Below are 19,820 nucleotides of genomic sequence, written 5' to 3'. Positions count from 1 at the left end.
TGGTATAAAACACTTAGATTACAGACACAAAAAAGCCGTATTCAGATTGAATACGGCTTTTTAAACTCTTAATTTTAAAATTTATTTAAATTAAGAAATGATTTCGTGTAGTTCAACGTCAAATACAAGCGTTGAGAAAGGTGCGATTGCAGCACCTGCGCCACGTTCACCATAAGCAAGCTCATGAGGAACGTAGATACGCCATTTAGTACCTACAGGCATCATTTGTAATGCTTCAGTCCAGCCTTTGATCACGCCACCAACTGGAAATTCAGCTGGTTGACCGCGCTCGTATGAGCTATCAAACACAGTACCGTTAATTAGTGTACCGTGGTAATCAACACGTACTGTAGACTCAGCTGTTGGCTTTTCGCCTTCGCCAGTCGCTAGTACTTCGTATTGAAGACCAGACTCAGTTACTGTGATTTCAGGACGTTTTGCGTTTTCTTCTAAGAATGCAATACCTTCGGCAGAAAGTACTTTAGATTCTTCTTCACGACGAGCTTGGATCTCTTCGTTAATCTTTTCGAATGCAGCTTGAATCTCAGGGATCTCAACTTGAAATGCGCTACCAGCGTACGCATCTTTCATGCCTTCAAATACTGAATTTAGGTTTAAGCCTTCAAAAGGATTAGACTTAAGTTGCTCACCCATTTGTAAGCCAATACCGTAACTTGCTTTTTCAGCATCTGTAGTAAAATTATCTGACATAATGTGTTTTTCACGTTTTGTTAGTTAAAAGACACGTATATGCTATCACAAAATAAACCCCGTTTGGGGCTAGTTTTTGCTGAGTTTTAGCTTAATTAGGCCAACAATATAACTACAAAGCGGTAAAGTGAATAAAATTCCAACAAGTAAAGGAATAGCTAATAATCCAGATTCACCAGACAATAAAAATGGCACTGCAACTAAGCCTACTAAACCAATAAAAGCAGAGCCAATTACTGGCCAATGTTTATCATATTTAGTAATAAGATGGGCAGCCAAAATATTAAAACCAAGACCATAAGCAAAAGCGGTAATTAATGGATATTCTGGCTGTGCGTCGACCGCCATTTTTGCCAACAAGCTAATAGCACTTTGATAGCAGTAACCAAATACCACCCATAATAAAAGATGTTTTATTAATAGCTGTGAGGTTGATAGGTTCGTTGCTTTAGTCATTAATTAAACTCCACAAAGCAAAAAACCGCCTATAAGGCGGTTTTTTTAATAATGGTGGAGAGATAGGGATTTGAACCCTAGATGGGCTATAAACCCATGCCGGTTTTCAAGACCGGTGCATTCGACCACTCTGCCATCTCTCCGTACGGCGCGAATAATATGGTTAAACGTGTTACTTGTAAAGAGCTAAATATAAATTAATCGTAAATAATAATTAAACGATTAAAAACAAGTCACATTGCTCTTTTGTTAAGCTAATTACTTCAACACGCTTATTAATTCAATACTCAATAATATTGTTTAGGCCTGCGAGCAATCCAAGAACAAATTAAACAAGCCAATAAACTCAATGCCGCGAATGTTACACTTTGAAAAATTAAGTCAAATCGATTTAAATCATCACTTGGCACTATTACAAACATAAAAGCGGGGAGTACACTTAGCGCTAAAACATAACAACACACTTTAAATGCCCGTCCAAAGTCAAAACGTTTAGACTGTTGCATCCACAAAGTTAACAGTATTAGCATACCTATTGCAGAGCCTGCTATAAAATGCGCTGCATTTGTACTCATTGCAACATACAAGGTTACAAAAGCACCAACAATTCCCCAAATTGACCACGCAAGCCAGTTTTCTTTTTCCTGTAAAAATAAATTTCCCATTGTTTTCGTCTTCTTTATCGTTATTTTTATTAAGACTTTCCATAATGTATCAAAAAACAACCGATTAAAAAACAAACTGAAGAAGAATTATTAACTTTTGTGCTTCCAAGCGCTTCTCACAGCCAAACCACTAACTCTTTTATATTACTCTTAGTAACCTTAATGAATTATGACTATGCAAATTGCATAAAGTTCATACTATTTCACAAATTACTAAAATAATGTTCTGGTTTATGGCGAGGTGACTTTTTACACTCAACTTGAGGAGTACCTATGTATAAGTACCCTACAATTTCATCTTGCTCATGTAAGTTAAGCGCTTTTTTGACTGCTCTACTTTGTGCAAAGTAACCTGTGCGCCAAACACCACCTAAACCTTGAGCAAATGCAGCTTGTTGCATTGCTAATACACTGCAGCCTGCACTTTGTACCTGCTCGATACGAGGAACTTTTGGGTGTTCTTGATATTTAGCAATTGCTATTACAATCATAGGCGCACGAAGGGGAAGCTCTTTAGCACGGTTAATTACTTTTTCTGTCTGTTGCTCTGCCACTGCACTTTGATGGTAAATTTCACCCAGTTTATTGCGTGCATCACCTTGAGCAATGATGAACTGCCACGGTGCTATACAGCCATGATCAGGAACACGTAATGCTGCTTGCTTAATTATGTCGAGCTGCTCAGGCGTAGGGCCCGGCTCTGTTAGTTTAGAGTCTGATTGACGAGTAAGTAAAAGCTCGATAGCGTTCATAACGATTCCTCAAAATTCAAAACGCTAGAGTAACATTTAAAACCTTAATAAATAAATACTGGGAGTCTAAAACGTAAAACAGCCGCACAAAATGGATTTATGCGGCCTTTTTAAATAGGTTTAGCGCTATTGATTTAAAATATTTCGCTTTAACCAGTAATCGATACTAACAAAGCGCCCTCCTCCCATAAAAAATAAGCTAAGGAGCATTGCAAAGTATATTGCCGAAAACTCTATACCATTATTTAAAATAGAGGGTTTGCCTTTTTCGTATAGGTAATCAGGAAAGCCGTGCTCTTCAACTAAGTCTCGAATTTTTCCTATCCTGTCTTGTACTTCTAATGAGTTTTCGAGGCTTTCTTTTGCACCTGGGATAGATAACCAATCAAGTACTTGCGCAGCACTTGTTTCTGGATTAGTCGGCGCTATTGCAAACCACCCGTTATGCCAATGTACTGAAGTAGCCGCTACAACCATTGTGAACATAAGCGGGATACTGACTAAGCGAGTTAAAAGGCCAAATAATAACAACCAACCACCTAAAAATTCACTCCATCCAGCTAAGAAGGCTAGTAAATCAGGAAACGGTAAGCCTAAACCCCATTCACTATTACCAAACCATTGAACGACATCAGGCGATGCTAAAAAGTTATTTAGAAAGCCTTCTGTTTCAGTACTTATAGCAAGTTTGTTATAACCTGCGATGATCATAACGGGAGCTAAAATTAATCGAAATAGTAAAGCAGGTAAACCATCTAAAAACGATAGTTTACCCAATATTGTGTTATAAAAACTGATTAGTTTATTCATGCGTATCCTGTGTGTTCAATGTTTATTAAGTTATAGACTATAAACAAAAAAGACCGTATAGATTGATAAACTATTTCAATTTATTTACAAAGGTTAAATACTTCTCGCCACTTGTAGAGCTTCAAAAATAGCGCGTTTAGCATCAATTGCAGCAGCCAATTTAGCTCCGCCTATCACATGCACTTTTGCGTTATCTGTGTAACCTTCTAGCACTTCGCTATTAGAAACCTGACCAATACACGCAATAACAGTATCTACCGGCAGTACTTGAACTTCTCCAGCAACATTAATTGTTAACCCATTCTTATCAAAACTTTGATATTGGCAGTCAGCAATTTGTTTAACACCATGCTGTTTAGCAACTTGGCGATGTATCCAACCAGTGGTTTTACCAAGCTCACTACCAAAACGACCCGAACTGCGTTTTAACATATACAATTGGCGCTCGTCTTTATGAGGTTGTGCATCACACTCAATCCCCCATTGCGTTTTAAACTCGCTAATAGATTGTGATTTATGTTCACTTAAAAAAGCAACCATATCAAAACCAATACCGCCAGCACCTAAAATAGCGATTGATTTGCCCAGTTCTACTTCGCCGCGTATGACTTCGTCATAAGCAAACACACGCTTATCATCACTACATTTAATAGAGGCTTCACGCGGCCTAACGCCTGTTGCAAAAACAATATCATCATAATCTTTAAGCATTGAATCGTCGTAAGCTTTACTAAGCTCCACAGTTACTTTTAATCGCTCGAGCTCATTAGTGAAGTAAGTAAGTGTATGGTTAAAGTCTTCTTTACCCGGTATTTGCATGGCTAAATTAAATTGACCGCCCATTTGCGATTTTTGATCAATTAACGTGACGTTATGCCCTTTTTGAGCCAAGTAACAACTTGCTGATAAACCAGCAGGACCTGCACCGACAACTAATACATTTTTAGCTTTAGCTGCTTGCTCTAGCGGGTAATCTAGCTCAAATGCAGCTTGTGGATTAACTAAACACGTAGCACGTTTATTTTTAAATACGTGATCTAGACAACCCTGGTTACAGCCAATACAAATATTGATTTGTTTAGATTGATTGTTTACGTACTTATTAAAAAACTCAGGATCAGCTAATAATGGACGTGCCATCGAAATTAAATCAGCCTCGCCTGCATTTAAAATATCGTTAGCAACTTCTGGAGTATTAATTCGGTTAACAGCAATCACAGGGACATTAACTACGTCTTTTAAACGCTTTGATGCTTCTTTAAATGCACCCGGTGGCACCATACTCGCAATAGTTGGTACACGCGCTTCGTGCCAACCAATACCAGTGTTAAATATATCAACACCCGCTTTTTCAAGTTCGGTAGCCTGAATAACAACTTCCTCTGGTGTTGAACCGTTTGGAATCAAATCAATGACCGACAATCTAAAAATAATTAAGAATTTTTCAGATACTTTTGCTCTTACAGCTTTAACTATTTCAAGTGCAAGTCGCATTCTATTTTCTAAGCTGCCACCAAACTCATCATCGCGTTTATTGGTATGAGGCGCCATAAACTCATTAATCAAATACCCTTCAGAACCCATGACTTCTACGCCATCGTAGCCGGCTTTTTCAGCCATATAGGCAGAATGCGCAAAGTCTTTAATTGTTTTTTTAATCGAGCCAAGCGACATCGCTTTAGGTTTATAAGGATTAATAGGTGCTTTTATTGCACTTGGTGCTTGATTGAAAGGATGGTATGCATAACGTCCAGCATGTAATAATTGCAAACAAATTTTTCCACCGTGTTTATGCACAGCATCTGTGTAAGCGCGATGCTTAAACACATCGTAATAACTATTAAATGAGGAAGAAATAGGTGTTAGCTTGCCACGTAAATTAGGGCTGTATCCGCCTGTAATTAACATCGCGGTGCCACCTTTTGCACGTGCTTCATAAAATGCACGTAAGCGTTTGCGGTTATGCCAGCCCTCTTCAAGGCCTGTATGCATTGAGCCCATAACCAAGCGGTTACGTAATTGTGTGTGTTTTAGTTGTAATTGTTGTTCTAACATCTTGTGCCCCGTTAACTGGTCTAACCTGTATACATTAGCTAATTCTGCTTTAATGGCAAGTAATAAGCAATATGTGCATGCATTTAATTAAAAATAGCAGTAAAAACTTACGTTTATATAGGTTCATAAACACTTCGTTACGATTTAGCAGTTAAATTTATTTTTATTCTAGGCTAAGATGGAACTAATGTATTAACTGTACCAAATTAAGGAGCTATTTTGATAGCAAAGGTATTTAAAGGTATTTGGGCTGGAATTAATTTTTCTCGTCGCTTAATACTAAACATTTTGTTTTTATTACTGGTAATTGTTTTCTTTGTGTCACTCTCAAGTGACGATGATCAAATAATAGTTGAAAATGGCTCTGTACTCAGGCTTAACTTAAATGGCCCTATTGTTGAAGAGAAAACATATATAGACCCAGTTGAAGCCGCAATTAGTGATGCAACTTCTGGTTCTGAAGCACCAAGCGAAATATTACTCGACGATATTGTTGAAGTAATAAACGAAGCGACTAAAGACGATCGTATCTCGGTGATATTGCTTGATTTACAAGAGATGCCTAAAGCACATTTAAATAAACTTAAGCAAATTACAAAGGCTATTGATGCCTTCAAGCAAGCTGGCAAAAAAGTAATTGCATCGGGTTATTACTATACTCAAGCACAATACTATATTGCATCGCATGCTGACGAAATAGCTATGCACCCATACGGCAGCGTAGGTATTGAAGGTTATGGCATGTACCCGCTTTACTTTAAAGATGCACTTGAAAAGCTTGAAGTAACGCAGCATATTTTCCGTGTTGGTACATTTAAGTCAGCAGTAGAACCTTTTATTCGTAACGACATGTCCGATGCAGCTAAAGAAGCTAACCGCGTTTGGTTAGGCGCTCTTTGGAGCGAATACAAACAAGATGTTGCCGCTGTTCGCCCGTTTGATGAGTCAAATTTTGACGAAACAATGGACGTATATCTAGAAAAAATGAAAGCTGCCGATGGCGATGCAGGTAAATATGCACTTGATCACCAGTGGGTTGACTCTTTAAAAACAAATCAGCAAGTTCGTAAACAATTAATTGATTTAGTAGGCACACAAGAAGATGGTAAGACATTTAAGCAAGTTTCATTTCGTGAATACTTAAGCTTAATTAAACCGCCTATTGAAATTGATAACCCTATTACCGAAAAAGTAGCGGTAGTTGTTGCTAAAGGTACGATTGTTGATGGTGAGCGTAAAGCAGGCGAAATTGGGGGTGACTCTACAGCTGCCCTACTTCGTAAAGCACGCCTAGATGATAAAGTTAAAGCGGTTGTACTACGTATAGACTCTGGTGGCGGTAGTATGTTTGCCTCTGAAGTTATTCGTGCTGAAGTATTAGCCCTTAAGGCTGCTGGTAAACCTGTTATTGCTTCAATGAGTTCTGTGGCTGCATCAGGTGGTTATTGGATTGCCTCTGCTGCAAACGAAATTTGGGCAGCACCAAGTACAATTACAGGCTCAATTGGTGTATTTGGTACGTTTATGACATTTGAGAAAACCTTATCGAAAATTGGTGTTTATTCAGATGGCGTTGCAACAACCGAAATGGCTGGCTTTTCTATCACTCGTCCACTAAATGAAAAGATGGGTCAAGTAATTCAAATGAACGTTGAGGAAGCATACGGTCGCTTTTTAAATGTTGTTGCTGATGCGCGTAATATGACGCCTGAGCAAGTTGACAAAATTGCCCAAGGCCGCGTATGGATTGCATCTCAAGCACTTGAACTAGGTTTGGTTGATAAGCTAGGCGACAAACAAGGTGCGATTGAAGCCGCTGCTGCACTTGCCAAGCTTAATCATTATGAAGTTAAAACTATTAAACAAGATTTAAGCTCGCAAGAAAAAATGATTCAAAACATTTTTGGTAATGCGTCTATTAAATCTATGCTTGGTTTGCAAACACAAAAAACATCTGTGCTAGCAACACAAGCTAATTTACGAAGTGTTATTAACCAATTAAGTACTGAAGTTGAAAACCTTAAAGATTACAACGATCCACAAGGTGTATACGCACGCTGTTTAGTGTGTAACGTTGCACAATAAAAGTGCATAGCTTCACCTAATCAGCTGTATTTAAAGCTGCTTAACGTTATACTAGGCCCAGTTTTTTTACTGGGCTTTTTTTATGAAACGTAAACGCATTTATATCGCTTATACTGGCGGTACTATAGGTATGAAAAAATCGAGTCGAGGCTATATTCCAGCTGAAGGTTTTTTAACAGAAACCGTAGTGAATAACGCAGAATTTAATCGTGATGAAATGCCTTTGTTTGATATTCACGAATACTGCCCTCTTATAGATTCTTCAGACATGTCTCCAGAGCATTGGCAACTCATTGCTAATGATATCAAAGATAAATACCAAGATTATGATGGTTTTGTGGTGCTCCATGGCACTGATACTATGGCGTATACAGCCTCAGCGCTGTCATTTATGTTCGAAAATTTGACTAAACCTGTGATTGTAACCGGCTCACAAATTCCGCTCTCACAATTACGTTCTGATGGCCAAGTAAACTTACTTAATGCCATGTATTTAGCTGCAAATTATCCTATTGCTGAAGTAAGTCTCTTTTTTAATAACCAACTGTTTAGAGGTAATAGAGCAACTAAAGCACACGCGGATGGGTTTAATGCTTTTGCCTCGCCGAATCTAGACCCTCTCGCGTTATCGGGTATTAATATTCAACTTATTAAGGGTCAGCTTAGCCCATATGTTGAAAATGAGCTGCAAGTTACACCTATTACACCTCAACCTATCGGGGTGCTTTATTTGTACCCTGGCATTAGCCAAGAGGTAGTTAAAAGCTTGGTCAATGGCAATATTAAATCACTGGTGCTACTGAGTTTTGGTGTAGGTAATGCACCACAAGATCCGAGCTTTTTGTCAATACTCGAAGAAGCAAGTAAACGTGGCGTCGTAATTGTTAACTTAACTCAGTGTTTAAAAGGTCATGTAAACATGGGTGGCTATGCAACAGGTAATGCGCTATTAAATATTGGTGTAATAAGTGGGTACGATATGACTCTTGAAGCATGTTTAACTAAGTTACATTATTTATTTAGCCAAAAGCTTGAAGTCGAAACGATTCGTCATTTAATGCAAGATAACTTACGTGGTGAGTTGAGCCGTTAATTTTTAGCCTGTAAAAATACAAAAGGCACGCTAAATAGCGTGCCTTTATCGTTTTAAACAACTGTTTTTTATCTAACTTTAGCGTCTATATCTACTAAATCAGTTAAATGACACATTTCACCACTGTGGGTTTTTATGCCGTGCTCACCAAAGTAATCACGCTGGGCTTGAACTAAATGCCCATTACTCGGTGTAGTTAATGTTGCTAAATACGTTTGTGTAGCTCCCAATACAGGGAATGCTAAACCAGTCATTATTGCTTGACCGGTAATTTTTCGCAAAGAGTTAGACTCTTTTTCAAGAGTGTCAATAAATTCAACACCTTGTGCAACGCTATCAAGGTAGTCAGCACGAATTATACAACCAGCGCGCCACGTTTGAAGCGTTTTAGATAAATCTACTTTCCACTGATGAGTACGTGATGCACCTTTAATTAGCGCTAGACCTTGACGATACGCAAGTAAGCTTGCAAGTAAGAACGCATCTTTTAGCTCTTCTAAATCAATTTCAACATTGTTCGTTGATTTAGATGCATATGTCATCTCTTGTGCAGCCGTTGTGTTGCATGCATTAGTTAAATGACGAGCTTGAACAGCAGCAACAAGTGAAGGGACAGCAATACCAAGTTCGAGTGCATTTTGCGCAGTCCAAAGACCAGTGCCTTTAGCGCCAACTTTATTATCAATTAAGTCCGCAAGCGGTACATTATTATGATTTTCAAGTGACAATATATGGCTAGAAATAGACAGTAAGTAACTATTTAATTGACCTTCTGACCAGTCATTAAATATCTCAGCTACTTCTTTTGGAGAACGATTAGTACCTAAACGAAGTAATTGGTACACTTCTGCAATAAGTTGCATCAGTGCGTATTCAATACCGTTGTGAACCATTTTTACAAAATGACCACTTGCTGATTGGCCAACACGTGCAAAACATGAATCGCCATTATAGCTAGCAGCTACTTTTTCAAACCATGGCTCAATACGTTCCCAACCACCTTCAGAACCACTTGCCATCATTGCAGGACCATGGCGAGCGCCTTCTGCACCGCCAGAAATTCCCATAGTGGCAAATTCAAATTTATTTTGGTATTTGAGTTTACGCGTTATACCGTCTTTATAATTACTATTGCCGCAATCGACTATCATATCGTTACAATTAACGCCGGCCTCTACAAGTTCATTACAAACTGTATCAACTAACTCACCAGCTGGAACAAGTAATAAAATAGAACGAGGTGCCTCTAAACGCCTTACCATGTCACTTAAATCAGAGACAATGTGAAGCCTATCAGCCATGCCTTGTGATTTGGCACAACTTAGTAACTCTTCACCCGCATGTGGGTTTTTATCATAAGCGACTAGCGTTATCCCTTTTTCAATCAAGTTTAGGGCAAGATTTTTTCCCATAACGCCTAACCCTACTAATGCAACTTGCATCTAGTGTCCTCCTCGGTAACAACTATTTGGTTAGAAAATTCAGTGTATAAATTAAATAATACCGCGTGCATTATACTCATACAGTCATAAAATACTAACTATGAGCCCATACAACATGCTTTTTTATTACAGATAAATAAGCTACGTAATTATATCAAACATCAATGCTCTCGGGGTGACTAAAAGCAACGCTAATTGAAATTAAGATCATTGACGCATTCTGACACCGGTGTCATAATGATGACACAATAGTTTTGTATAAAATAGTGGCAAACCTTTGAAGTTTGCACATAATTAAAATATTTTAATCTAATATAGATATTTTAATTCAACAAAATAACGTCAACATGCTTTCACCAAGCAAACAGGAGAAATTGATGCTAAGACGCACGAAAATAGTCGCTACCCTTGGACCTGCTACCGATAGAGATAACAACTTAGAAAAAATTATTATCGCTGGGGCTAATGTAGTACGTTTAAACTTCTCACATGGTGTTGCCCAAGATCATAAAGACCGTGCGCAAGCTGTACGCGATATTGCAAAAAAATTAGGCAAGCATATTGCTATTCTTGCTGACCTTCAAGGCCCTAAAATCCGCGTTTCTACTTTTAAAGAAGGTAAAGTAACGCTTTCTGTGGGTGCAAAGTTCACTCTTGATGCAAAAATGGAAAAAGGCGAAGGCGATGTTAACTCTGTAGGTATTGATTATAAAGAATTACCTAACGACGTTAGCCCTAACGACTTACTACTCCTAAATGACGGCCTTATTCAACTAACTGTTGATGAAGTAGCTGGGCACTTAGTACATTGTACTGTAACTGTTGGCGGTGTTTTATCTAACAATAAAGGTATTAACCGTTTAGGTGGTGGCTTAACTGCTCCAGCATTTACTGAAAAAGATAAAGAAGATTTAATAACTGCCGCTGAAATTGACGTAGATTACATTGCCGTATCATTCCCACGTAGTGGCGACGATATGCGCTACGTACGCTCACTTGCTGAAGCTGCTGGTTCAAAAGCACAACTACTTGCAAAAATTGAACGTGCTGAAGCCGTTGAAACACAAGAAGCTGTTGATGACATCATTCTAGCGTCTGACGCTGTAATGGTTGCCCGTGGTGATTTAGGTGTTGAAATTGGTGATGCAGCTCTTATGGGCAAGCAAAAACTAATTATTCGTCGTGCTCGTTCATTAAACCGTACTGTAGTAACAGCAACGCAAATGATGGAATCGATGATCGATAACCCTATGCCTACACGTGCAGAAGTTATGGATGTTGCAAATGCTGTTCTTGATGGAACAGATGCTGTAATGCTTTCAGCTGAAACAGCTGCTGGTGATTACCCTGAAGAAACTGTTGCAACTATGGCACGTGTTTGTTTAGGTGCTGAATCTCAAAAAGAAACGCATGTTTCTAAGCATCGTTTAGATAGTCGTTTTTCTAACAATGCAGAATCTATTGCACTTTCTGCTATGTATGCAGCTAATCACTTAGATTCTGTTAAAGCTATCATCACGCTTACTGAATCTGGTAGCACGGCTAAATTAATGTCACGTATCAGCTCTGGCTTACCAATCTACTCGCTTTCACGCCATGCGAGTACATTAGGTCAAACAGCACTTTATCGTGGTGTTTACCCAGTATTTTTTGATTCTACAAAAACTGAAAAAGACGGTATGGTAAAAGCGGCACTTGATACTTTAGTTTCTCAAGGTTCTTTACAGTCTGGCGATACAGTAATTATTACTCACGGTGACTCAATGGAAACTGTGGGCGCAACTAACACAATGAAAATTGTAACTGTCGCATAATTAATACCAATTCGCTTAATTAAGTGATCTATTTTGAGGATAGAAAAACGTGTTGATAGCTATTCAAAAAATCGCTATTTAGTTGTTCTCGGCAATTGCTCCTGCATTGCTCTACCTTCTGCATCCATGCAGTCGTAAATGAGAATTTTTTAACACAGGTAGCGACACGTTAGCCCCGCAAAATAACTAAGTATTGTTGCGGATTGGTGTAATTACTAAATATAAAAAATGCGAGCTTAGCTCGCATTTTTTGTACCTGTAATAAAAGCGTTGGCTTTAACTTGCTAATGCCGCTTTAACCTTATCTCGATAGCTACGGCTCACTTTTAATTCTTGTCCGTTTTCAAGTACTAATAAATACTCGCCACTTACTTGTGTAACCAGCTTACTAATTTGTTTTGTGTTTACTATCGCACTGCGGTGTACACGCACAAATAACTGAGGGTCTAGCTCTTGCTCAAGCTCTTTCATTGTTTTACGAAGTATATGCGTTTGTCCATCTTCACAATGTAAACACATATAGTCACCTGCAGCATCAACCCATTGGATAGTCGCTACAGGTACCCGTATAATTTCACCCTGCTCTTTTACTGCAAGCGATTCTGGGTAACGTCTATCTGTTAAGGTATCGCCAGTGGCTAATTTTTTTAATATTTCTTCGCAATTATTACCAGTAATACCGGCTACAAAACTCGCTAGTTTTTTCTTATGGGCGTTGTCTTGCTGCGTTTTTAAATAAGTATGCACTTTTTCTACCGCCTGTTTTAATCTGTTATCATCAACGGGTTTTAAAATGTAATCGAGAGCATGAATTTCAAATGCTTTTACAGCAAACTGATCAAAAGCAGTTACAAATACAATAGCAGGTAGTACTTTTGTACTTTCGCTAAGCGCTCTTGCCACCTCAAAGCCATTCATACCTGGCATCTGAATATCTAAAAAAACCAAATCGATTTTCTCGCTTTGGCACATTTCAATTGCATCAGCGCCTGAACTACACAATTTAATTACTTCAATATCAGAATATTCTTCAAGTCTTACCGCTAAACCTTTTCGCGCTAACGGTTCATCATCAACAATGAGTGTTTTTATTTTAGTCATTTTTCACAGCCTTCTCAAAAGGTACTCGCAGATTAACTTTTAATCCACTTGGCGTATTATGTGATAATACAAACGAATAATTATTTTCATACAACGTTTTTAATCTATCTTTGGTGTTAGCAACACCTACACCTTGAGCGTTAACTAATTGGCCATCAAGTATTTCAGTGCCTGGGCCGTTGTCACCCACTTCTAGTAATAATTCATTCGCAAATACTTGTGCTTTAATATCAATTACACCACCTTCTGTCAGATGGGCAATGGCATATTTAATCGCGTTTTCTATAATTGGTTGCAAAATTAAGCTCGGTACTAAAGCCTCTTTTGCTTGCTCGCTAATATCTACATTTACTTTCAATCGCTCATCAAAACGGACGCGCTCTATTTCTAAATAAAGCATGAGAGCATGTAGCTCTTGCTCAAGCGGTACTTTTTTAATTGGATCGGTATTAAGTGTGTAACGTAAAAAGTCACTTAACCTTGCTACCATTAAGTTAGCATCTTTGTTTTCTTTAACCAAAATTAAAGTAGAAATAGCGTTAAGTGTATTGAATAGAAAATGGGGGTTGAGCTGATACCTGAGCATTTTTAGTTGCGCTTCGTGTGCCATCGTTGTGGCCTTTAACGCTTTTTGTCGCTCACTTTGTAATAACTGATAATATTTAACGCCAAAGTACAAACCACTCCAACATAAAATAATATAAACCGAATCTAAACCTTGCTGCAGGTAATAAAACCACTCCTCTGGTCTATAACCATGGCGATATATTTCCCATAGATTGAATTTTTGAACGACAGCCCATAGAGTGCCCGTTATATAAGAGGCACCAAATACTACAATCATTAACACCCAGGGCGAGGCATTCCAAATTTTACGGTAAATATACCTAAGCGGCACTGTCATCAAACAACCAGCGTAAGCATTCAATAAAATAACAAATACATATATATCACGCATTTCAAATACTTTAGAGCCGATATAATTTACTAACGCGTAACCAATCCAGCCCGCGATTTGCAAAAGCCAAAAAAAACGTTGCCTGTTATCGACTAAAGATTGCCAGTTCAAAATAGATGTTTACTCCGTATGGTTAAAACTAATTCCATAAAATAGGCGTTTGTTATTTTTATTATTTTTACCTATGTAGGGCTAATTTTCACAAAATTAGATAGCCTTATTATATAGATTTATGAGTTTGCATAGCACTACAGCTTGCCTTGCTTTTTAAGAGTCTTACCGCAAACAAATAGTCGAGACACTAAAAAAGCGAAAGGTTATCCACCTTCCGCTTTTTAAATATCAATAGCTTTGTGTAAATTAAGCTAGTTTATCTGATGCTACCTTGTACGTTGGATCTTCAATCACATTCACTTCAACTAAATCACGTGCTTTATGAAGCAACTGCGTACAGTCTTTACTTAAGTGACGTAAATGAAGTTGTTTACCTGCTTTTGTGTATTTGTCAGCAAGTGTATCAATTGCTTCTATTGCACTGTGGTCAGATACGCGGCTGTGTTTAAATTCAACAATCACATTTTTAGGATCATTTTTCACATCGAATAGCTCAGAAAAGTTTTTAACAGAGCCAAAGAATAACGGACCATGTAGTTCGTACACCTTAGCGCCTTCCTGATCAATGTAGTTAGTTGTATATATCTGCTTCGCATGCTGCCAAGCAAATACTAGAGCCGATACAATAACACCCACACATACAGCAATCGCTAAATCAGTAATAACCGTCACGCCCGACACAAGAACAATTACAAATGCATCAGATAATGGTACGCGCTTCATCATTTTAAAGCTTGCCCATTCAAATGTACCAAGTACTACCATAAACATAACACCAACAAGTGCAGCTAATGGGATCATTTCAATTAAGCTAGAGGCAAAAATAATAAAACCAAGTAGCATAAGTGCAGCGCTTATACCTGATAAACGAGAGCGACCACCTGAATTTATATTGATCATTGATTGACCAATCATTGCACAACCACCCATTGCACCAAACATACCGCAGGTAATATTTGCAGCACCTTGACCAATACATTCTTTATTACTATGACCACGGGTTTCTGTAATCTCATCAATTAAGCTAAGCGTTAATAATGATTCAATTAAACCAATAGCCGCTAAAATAAGTGCATAAGGAAAAATAATTTGTAGCGTTTCGAAAGTAAACGGCACCATAGGAATATGAAATTCAGGCAAGCCGCCAGCGATTGTTGCAGCTTCGTCTCCAGTCATTCCTTTTAAGAAATCTAATACTGTATGCGCTTCTAAATCAAATCCAATCACTAATCCAGTTACAGTTACAATAGCAACTAGAGATGAAGGCACTGCTGTAGTCAATTTTGGCAAAAAGTGGATTATTGCCATGGTTAATGCAACTAAGCCAAGCATGATAAATAATGGATTACCTGTCATCCATTCTTGTCCGCCCATACCATCTGGCACTTTAAACTGCCCTAGCTGAGCTAAAAATATAACAATTGCTAACCCGTTTACAAAACCAAGCATTACCGGATGAGGAACCATACGGATAAACTTACCGAGCTTAAATACACCCGCGAGAATTTGCAGTATTCCCATCAGCAACACAGTTGCAAATAGATACTCAACACCGTGATCAAGCACTAAACTTACCATGACAACAGCTAGTGCACCGGTTGCACCTGAAATCATACCAGGGCGACCACCAAAAATAGCCGTAATTAAACCAACGATAAACGCGGCATATAGACCAACCAAAGGTTCTACATTTGCAACAAAGGCAAACGCAACTGCTTCTGGGACTAAGGCTAACGCCACAGTTAATCCAGATAGAATATCGTTTTTAGCAGAGCTAGGCGCCCTACTGAGTAAGTTAAACATTGAGGTCCTCAAATGGTGTAATGGGTATCAAAAAAAGCGCTAAATTCTACCAAATTAGCGCTCAGTTAACAATTATCATTATGTGGTTAAGCTAAACTAAAAATGGTTTAGCTTTTAAAAGAAGTGCTTTTACAAAGGAAGGGAAGTACTGCGTTTTACACATGTCATTGTTACATTAGAATGTACTTCTTGGACGTATTCTAAGCTTAGTAAATTATCGCGCACAAAATGCTCATACCCTTCTATGCCTTGTGAAATTATGCGTAGCATAAAGTCCATGGTACCAGCCATAGTGTAACACTCTGTTACCTCGTCGTAGCTCATGATCAGCTTTTCAAACTCAGCAAGATTCTTTTTACCGTGATTTGATAAACGCACATGTGCATATACAAGCATATCAAACCCAAGTTTTTTCTCATCTAAAAGAGCCACTTTGCTTTTTATATAACCATCTTGCTCTAGCTTAGCGATTCGACGCCAGCATGGAGATTGAGACAAGCCTACTTTATCTGCAATTTCTGCGGTTGATAAACTAGCATCTTGTTGTAAAAGTGCCAATATTTGGCGATCTACGTGATTTAGAGACATTTTATTTCTTATTTATCAAATAAACTGGTTAAATTATACAACCATTTTAAAACTCAGTCTGCTTATTTTTAATGTTTATGCAGTTTGTAAACTTAAAATAAGCAACTTAACCAAACTTACCACTTACAAAAGGATTTGTTTTCTTTTCAAACCCCACCGTAGTGTCGCTACCATGTCCTGCCAATATTTTAGTATTATCAGGTAAGGTTAAAATATGCGTCTTAATCGACTCTATAAGTTGTTCACTGTTCCCCTTAGGAAAGTCAGTGCGCCCTACTGAGCCTTTAAAAATAACGTCACCGACAATAACGCACTCATAGTCTGGTTGGTAAAACACTATATGACCGGGTGTATGCCCCGGGCAATGTTTCACTAAAAAGCTAAGTTTACCTACGCTCACGGTGTCATTATGGTTTAGCCAAATATCCGGATAAAACGGTTCAATGGGTTTAAATCCAAACATCTGTGCTTGCATACGTAAGTTTTCAAACCAAAAGTACTCATCTTTTTGTGGACCAATAATTTGTACGTTAAATTGATTTCGTAAAATATCAGCCCCACCCACATGATCTAAATGCCCGTGCGTTAACCAAATAGCACTTAATGCTAGTTTATGCTCATTAAGGACCGTTATTATTTTATCAGTGTCGCCACCTGGGTCGATAACCACAGCGTGTTTAGTTTCGCTACACCAAATAATACGACTGTTTTGTGCAAAGGCAGTGACAGGTATAGTTATGATTTCCATATTAAATTTCTTTACTTTTTTGATCTGGAATAACAACTTCTTCTTCGAATGACATAAGTATTGGATACTTTAAGTACGCTTGATCATAAAATGGACTTTGTTCATATAACCAGTTTAATCGAGCTTCTGCGTCACTCGCGAATGATTTATCTTTAAGTTTTTCATCAAACTTAAGCGCAAGCTTTGGGTTATCTTTTAGCATTTGGCGTGCATACGGAATTAGCGCATAGTTTTCCATGTACTCGGTACGCTGAAAAATAGTATTAAACTCACCCCACGCAAAAAATGAATCAGGAGCTTCTGGGTGCAATAAATGCACAGCAAGCTCACCTGCTTTTTGTTGAGTATTGACTTGATACCAACCATCTAAATCTACATTTATAGCAGGGACGTAATCAAAAGTTGCTGATACTCTAAAACGCCCTTCAAATGGTGCTTTATCAAACGTGTAGTCAGCCACCTTTGCAACTTTCAAAGGCTGTGTGTTTGCCCCTTCAAGTTTATTAATAGAGACACCATGTAACTTTAGTTTCTCAATAATGTTGCTATATACAGGCGGAATAAAAAAAGCTTTAGGTACTTCAACTGTATGTTGTACATCTTTTTGCCAATAAATAGGTAAGTCAGTATATGTATGTGCTTTACCCAAATATTTCACTTCATTTTGACCCGAAAGTGAATTCATGCTTGATGAATATTCAATGCCTTTAAACTGCGCAATCGTATCAGCTTGCTTGGCATAGCCACGCTTTACAATTAGCTGTTTAGGAACAAATTCTTGTTCTTTTTTAACTGCATTTGCTAATTCATGACTGTGCTTTGATAGCGCAGTAATAGCACCATCTAAAAATACATAAGTTCCCAATACACGTTGCTTGTAAGGCTTCAATGAATGATTTTCGACTAAAATAGTCGGCAATGACTTTAAATCCCCCCAACCATTTGAAAAACGTGGCGTAGCAACCCAGCCCGCTAACCCTTTTTTAAAGTCGCGCTTGTCCATAACAAAAACAAGTGGTCCTGGGGTGTGTCCTTGCTTCGCTAGCGTATCGTCAATGAGAGGTTTAAAAAACTGGTTTAATGTATCTGATACCGCAGGCGATTCGCTCGAAAATACCGGATTGTAACCATAAGTCACATCGTATTGGTAATCTGCGCCGTCGGTAACGTGTACATCAATGTATAAATTTGGGTTGTAGTCGTTAATAACCTTTAAAACACTTCTAACTTCTGGGGTATCTAATTTAGTAAAATCACGATTTAAATTAAGGTTATTAGCATTTGTTCTAAAGCCCATTTTTGCAGGGCCCCTTTGATTAATACGATTGAATGCACTGCTACGTTCGTGGCCATCTACATTTAAAATAGGAATAAATAATATGTTTACCTTTTTTAAAATGTCACGGCGCTTGCCCGTCGCTATATCTCTGAGTAACATAAACATGGCATCTTTACCGTCTATTTCACCAGAATGTATTCCTGCCTGAATAAAAATAGTTGGCTTAGTGCTATTAGCCATTTGCCTTGCTTCAAAAAAGCCTTGTTCACTGGCAATCAACATTTTTATTGCGCGTTTACTATTACTATAGCCAATGGTTTGAGATTGAAACTGAGTAGGGTTTGCAGCAACTAACCTATCTACAAATGCCATTGTATTTGCATAATCGGGCGACGCTTCACCTGCAGATAACTCAAAGTCAGTAGTTAACGGGCCTTGTTTTTGTAAAAGCTCTACGCTTTTCCCCTGCCACTCAATGAGTGGAGGTAAGTGTGCGTCATACGCCACACTTGCAGATAAAATTAGTAAACTTGCAAACATATAATTCTCTAACAAACGCCTTAATTATATAAATTATATCAACTAAATTTTTTATAATGAGGAAACTGCGGTGATTCAACAAAAAAATGCAGCCAAATACATTTCACTGATTCACACCTGTGTTTTTAGGCTTTATAACCTTATTAAGTATTATACCAATGTGCAATAATACTTAATCATTTTGCGGGGCTAAACATGTCGCTACCTGCGTTAAAAAACTCTCATTTATGTCTGCATGGATGCAGAAGGTAGAGCAATGCAGGAGCAATTGCCGAGAACAACTAAATAGCGAATTTTTTGCCTAGCTATCAACACGTTTTTCCGCCCTCAAAATAGATCATTTAATTAAGCGAATTAGTATTACTCATTGGGTTAAGTTACTAAATTACAAGCACAAAAAAAGGAGCCATAGGCTCCTTTTTAATACTTATATAAAAAAGCTTAAGCGGCTAGGCCTTCTTTTGCTTTTTCTACAAGCGCTGCGAATGCAACTTGGTCATAAACAGCGATATCTGCAAGGATCTTACGATCGATTTCTACAGAAGTCTTTTTAAGACCATTGATAAAACGGCTGTAAGACAGACCATTTTGACGTGAAGCAGCATTGATACGTGCAATCCATAATTGACGGAAAGTACGTTTCTTCGCACGACGGTCACGGTAAGCGTATTGACCCGCTTTAGTAACAGCCTGGAAAGCTACGCGGTAAACACGTGAACGTGCTCCGTAGTAACCTTTTGCTTGTTTTAAAACTTTTTTGTGACGTGCACGTGCGACAACGCCGCGTTTAACTCTTGCCATTTCTA

The 19,820-nt window shown here is 38.2% G+C and carries 17 protein-coding genes and 1 tRNA gene; 3 read left to right on the top strand and 15 right to left on the bottom strand.

The window, feature by feature from the left end; translation table 11 throughout:
* Window positions 1-90: 90 nt before the first annotated feature.
* The 7 genes from H5090_RS03020 to H5090_RS02990 all read right to left on the bottom strand — a co-directional run bounded on the left by H5090_RS03020 (window position 91) and on the right by H5090_RS02990 (window position 5,449).
* A complete protein-coding gene (locus H5090_RS03020; RefSeq protein WP_002962890.1) occupies window positions 91-711 on the bottom strand; it encodes an FKBP-type peptidyl-prolyl cis-trans isomerase in 621 nt (206 codons plus the stop codon).
* A gap of 69 nt (window positions 712-780) precedes the next feature.
* A complete protein-coding gene (locus H5090_RS03015) occupies window positions 781-1,167 on the bottom strand; it encodes a hypothetical protein (RefSeq protein WP_024597253.1) in 387 nt (128 codons plus the stop codon).
* 52 nt (window positions 1,168-1,219) lie between these two features.
* Window positions 1,220-1,310 (bottom strand) — tRNA-Ser (locus H5090_RS03010).
* A gap of 144 nt (window positions 1,311-1,454) precedes the next feature.
* On the bottom strand, window positions 1,455-1,832 hold the full coding sequence (locus tag H5090_RS03005; RefSeq protein ID WP_024596649.1) for a hypothetical protein: 378 nt from the start codon (window positions 1,830-1,832) through the stop codon (window positions 1,455-1,457).
* Between the two features lie 203 nt (window positions 1,833-2,035).
* The gene (locus H5090_RS03000; RefSeq protein ID WP_138489000.1) at window positions 2,036-2,584 is read right to left on the bottom strand and encodes an NAD(P)H nitroreductase; all 549 of its coding nucleotides are present in this window, start codon (window positions 2,582-2,584) and stop codon (window positions 2,036-2,038) included.
* Window positions 2,585-2,710: 126 nt separating this feature from the next.
* Complete coding sequence (locus tag H5090_RS02995) at window positions 2,711-3,394, bottom strand: DoxX family protein (protein ID WP_182694997.1); 684 nt, start codon at window positions 3,392-3,394, stop codon at window positions 2,711-2,713.
* 93 nt (window positions 3,395-3,487) lie between these two features.
* Window positions 3,488-5,449 (bottom strand): FAD-dependent oxidoreductase, encoded by a 1,962-nt coding sequence (locus H5090_RS02990; RefSeq protein WP_182694996.1) that lies wholly within the window; start codon window positions 5,447-5,449, stop codon window positions 3,488-3,490.
* Window positions 5,450-5,668: 219 nt separating this feature from the next.
* On the opposite strand from H5090_RS02990, the gene sppA reads away from it, so the two are divergent.
* On the top strand, window positions 5,669-7,534 hold the full coding sequence (sppA, locus tag H5090_RS02985) for a signal peptide peptidase SppA (protein ID WP_182694995.1): 1,866 nt from the start codon (window positions 5,669-5,671) through the stop codon (window positions 7,532-7,534).
* 82 nt (window positions 7,535-7,616) lie between these two features.
* Window positions 7,617-8,627 carry an asparaginase gene (gene ansA / locus H5090_RS02980; protein ID WP_002962901.1) on the top strand — a complete coding sequence of 337 codons (1,011 nt, stop codon included), beginning with the start codon at window positions 7,617-7,619 and terminating at the stop codon, window positions 8,625-8,627.
* Window positions 8,628-8,695: 68 nt separating this feature from the next.
* On the opposite strand, the gene gndA is transcribed toward ansA, so the two are convergent.
* On the bottom strand, window positions 8,696-10,069 hold the full coding sequence (gene gndA, locus H5090_RS02975; RefSeq protein WP_024596644.1) for an NADP-dependent phosphogluconate dehydrogenase: 1,374 nt from the start codon (window positions 10,067-10,069) through the stop codon (window positions 8,696-8,698).
* Between the two features lie 377 nt (window positions 10,070-10,446).
* On the opposite strand from gndA, the gene pyk reads away from it, so the two are divergent.
* Complete coding sequence (gene pyk / locus H5090_RS02970; protein WP_024596643.1) at window positions 10,447-11,883, top strand: pyruvate kinase; 1,437 nt, start codon at window positions 10,447-10,449, stop codon at window positions 11,881-11,883.
* A 276-nt stretch (window positions 11,884-12,159) separates the two neighbouring features.
* Here pyk and H5090_RS02965 read toward each other — a convergent pair whose 3' ends face one another.
* From H5090_RS02965 to rplT, 7 genes are all read right to left on the bottom strand, one after another.
* Window positions 12,160-12,984: a LytTR family DNA-binding domain-containing protein gene (locus tag H5090_RS02965; protein WP_024596642.1), complete on the bottom strand. Its 825-nt coding sequence runs from the start codon at window positions 12,982-12,984 to the stop codon at window positions 12,160-12,162.
* Entirely contained in the window at window positions 12,977-14,053 is a 1,077-nt protein-coding gene (locus H5090_RS02960) for a sensor histidine kinase (protein ID WP_024596641.1), read from the bottom strand. Before H5090_RS02960 ends, H5090_RS02965 begins: the two co-directional genes overlap by 8 nt.
* A 249-nt stretch (window positions 14,054-14,302) precedes the next feature.
* Complete coding sequence (locus H5090_RS02955; RefSeq protein ID WP_024596640.1) at window positions 14,303-15,859, bottom strand: SulP family inorganic anion transporter; 1,557 nt, start codon at window positions 15,857-15,859, stop codon at window positions 14,303-14,305.
* Between the two features lie 129 nt (window positions 15,860-15,988).
* Window positions 15,989-16,447, bottom strand: coding sequence for an Lrp/AsnC family transcriptional regulator (locus H5090_RS02950; protein ID WP_002960703.1), 459 nt, complete (start codon window positions 16,445-16,447; stop codon window positions 15,989-15,991).
* Between the two features lie 106 nt (window positions 16,448-16,553).
* Window positions 16,554-17,195 (bottom strand): MBL fold metallo-hydrolase, encoded by a 642-nt coding sequence (locus tag H5090_RS02945; RefSeq protein WP_182694994.1) that lies wholly within the window; start codon window positions 17,193-17,195, stop codon window positions 16,554-16,556.
* Between the two features lies 1 nt (window position 17,196).
* Window positions 17,197-19,014: a M14 family metallopeptidase gene (locus tag H5090_RS02940; protein WP_182694993.1), complete on the bottom strand. Its 1,818-nt coding sequence runs from the start codon at window positions 19,012-19,014 to the stop codon at window positions 17,197-17,199.
* A gap of 441 nt (window positions 19,015-19,455) precedes the next feature.
* A complete protein-coding gene (rplT, locus tag H5090_RS02935) occupies window positions 19,456-19,815 on the bottom strand; it encodes a 50S ribosomal protein L20 (protein WP_002960711.1) in 360 nt (119 codons plus the stop codon).
* Window positions 19,816-19,820: the final 5 nt, after the last annotated feature.

The organism is Pseudoalteromonas sp. SR43-5 (genome assembly GCF_014163835.1).
Taxonomy (GTDB): domain Bacteria; phylum Pseudomonadota; class Gammaproteobacteria; order Enterobacterales; family Alteromonadaceae; genus Pseudoalteromonas; species Pseudoalteromonas distincta.
This window is presented reverse-complemented; position numbering and strand designations above follow the sequence as displayed.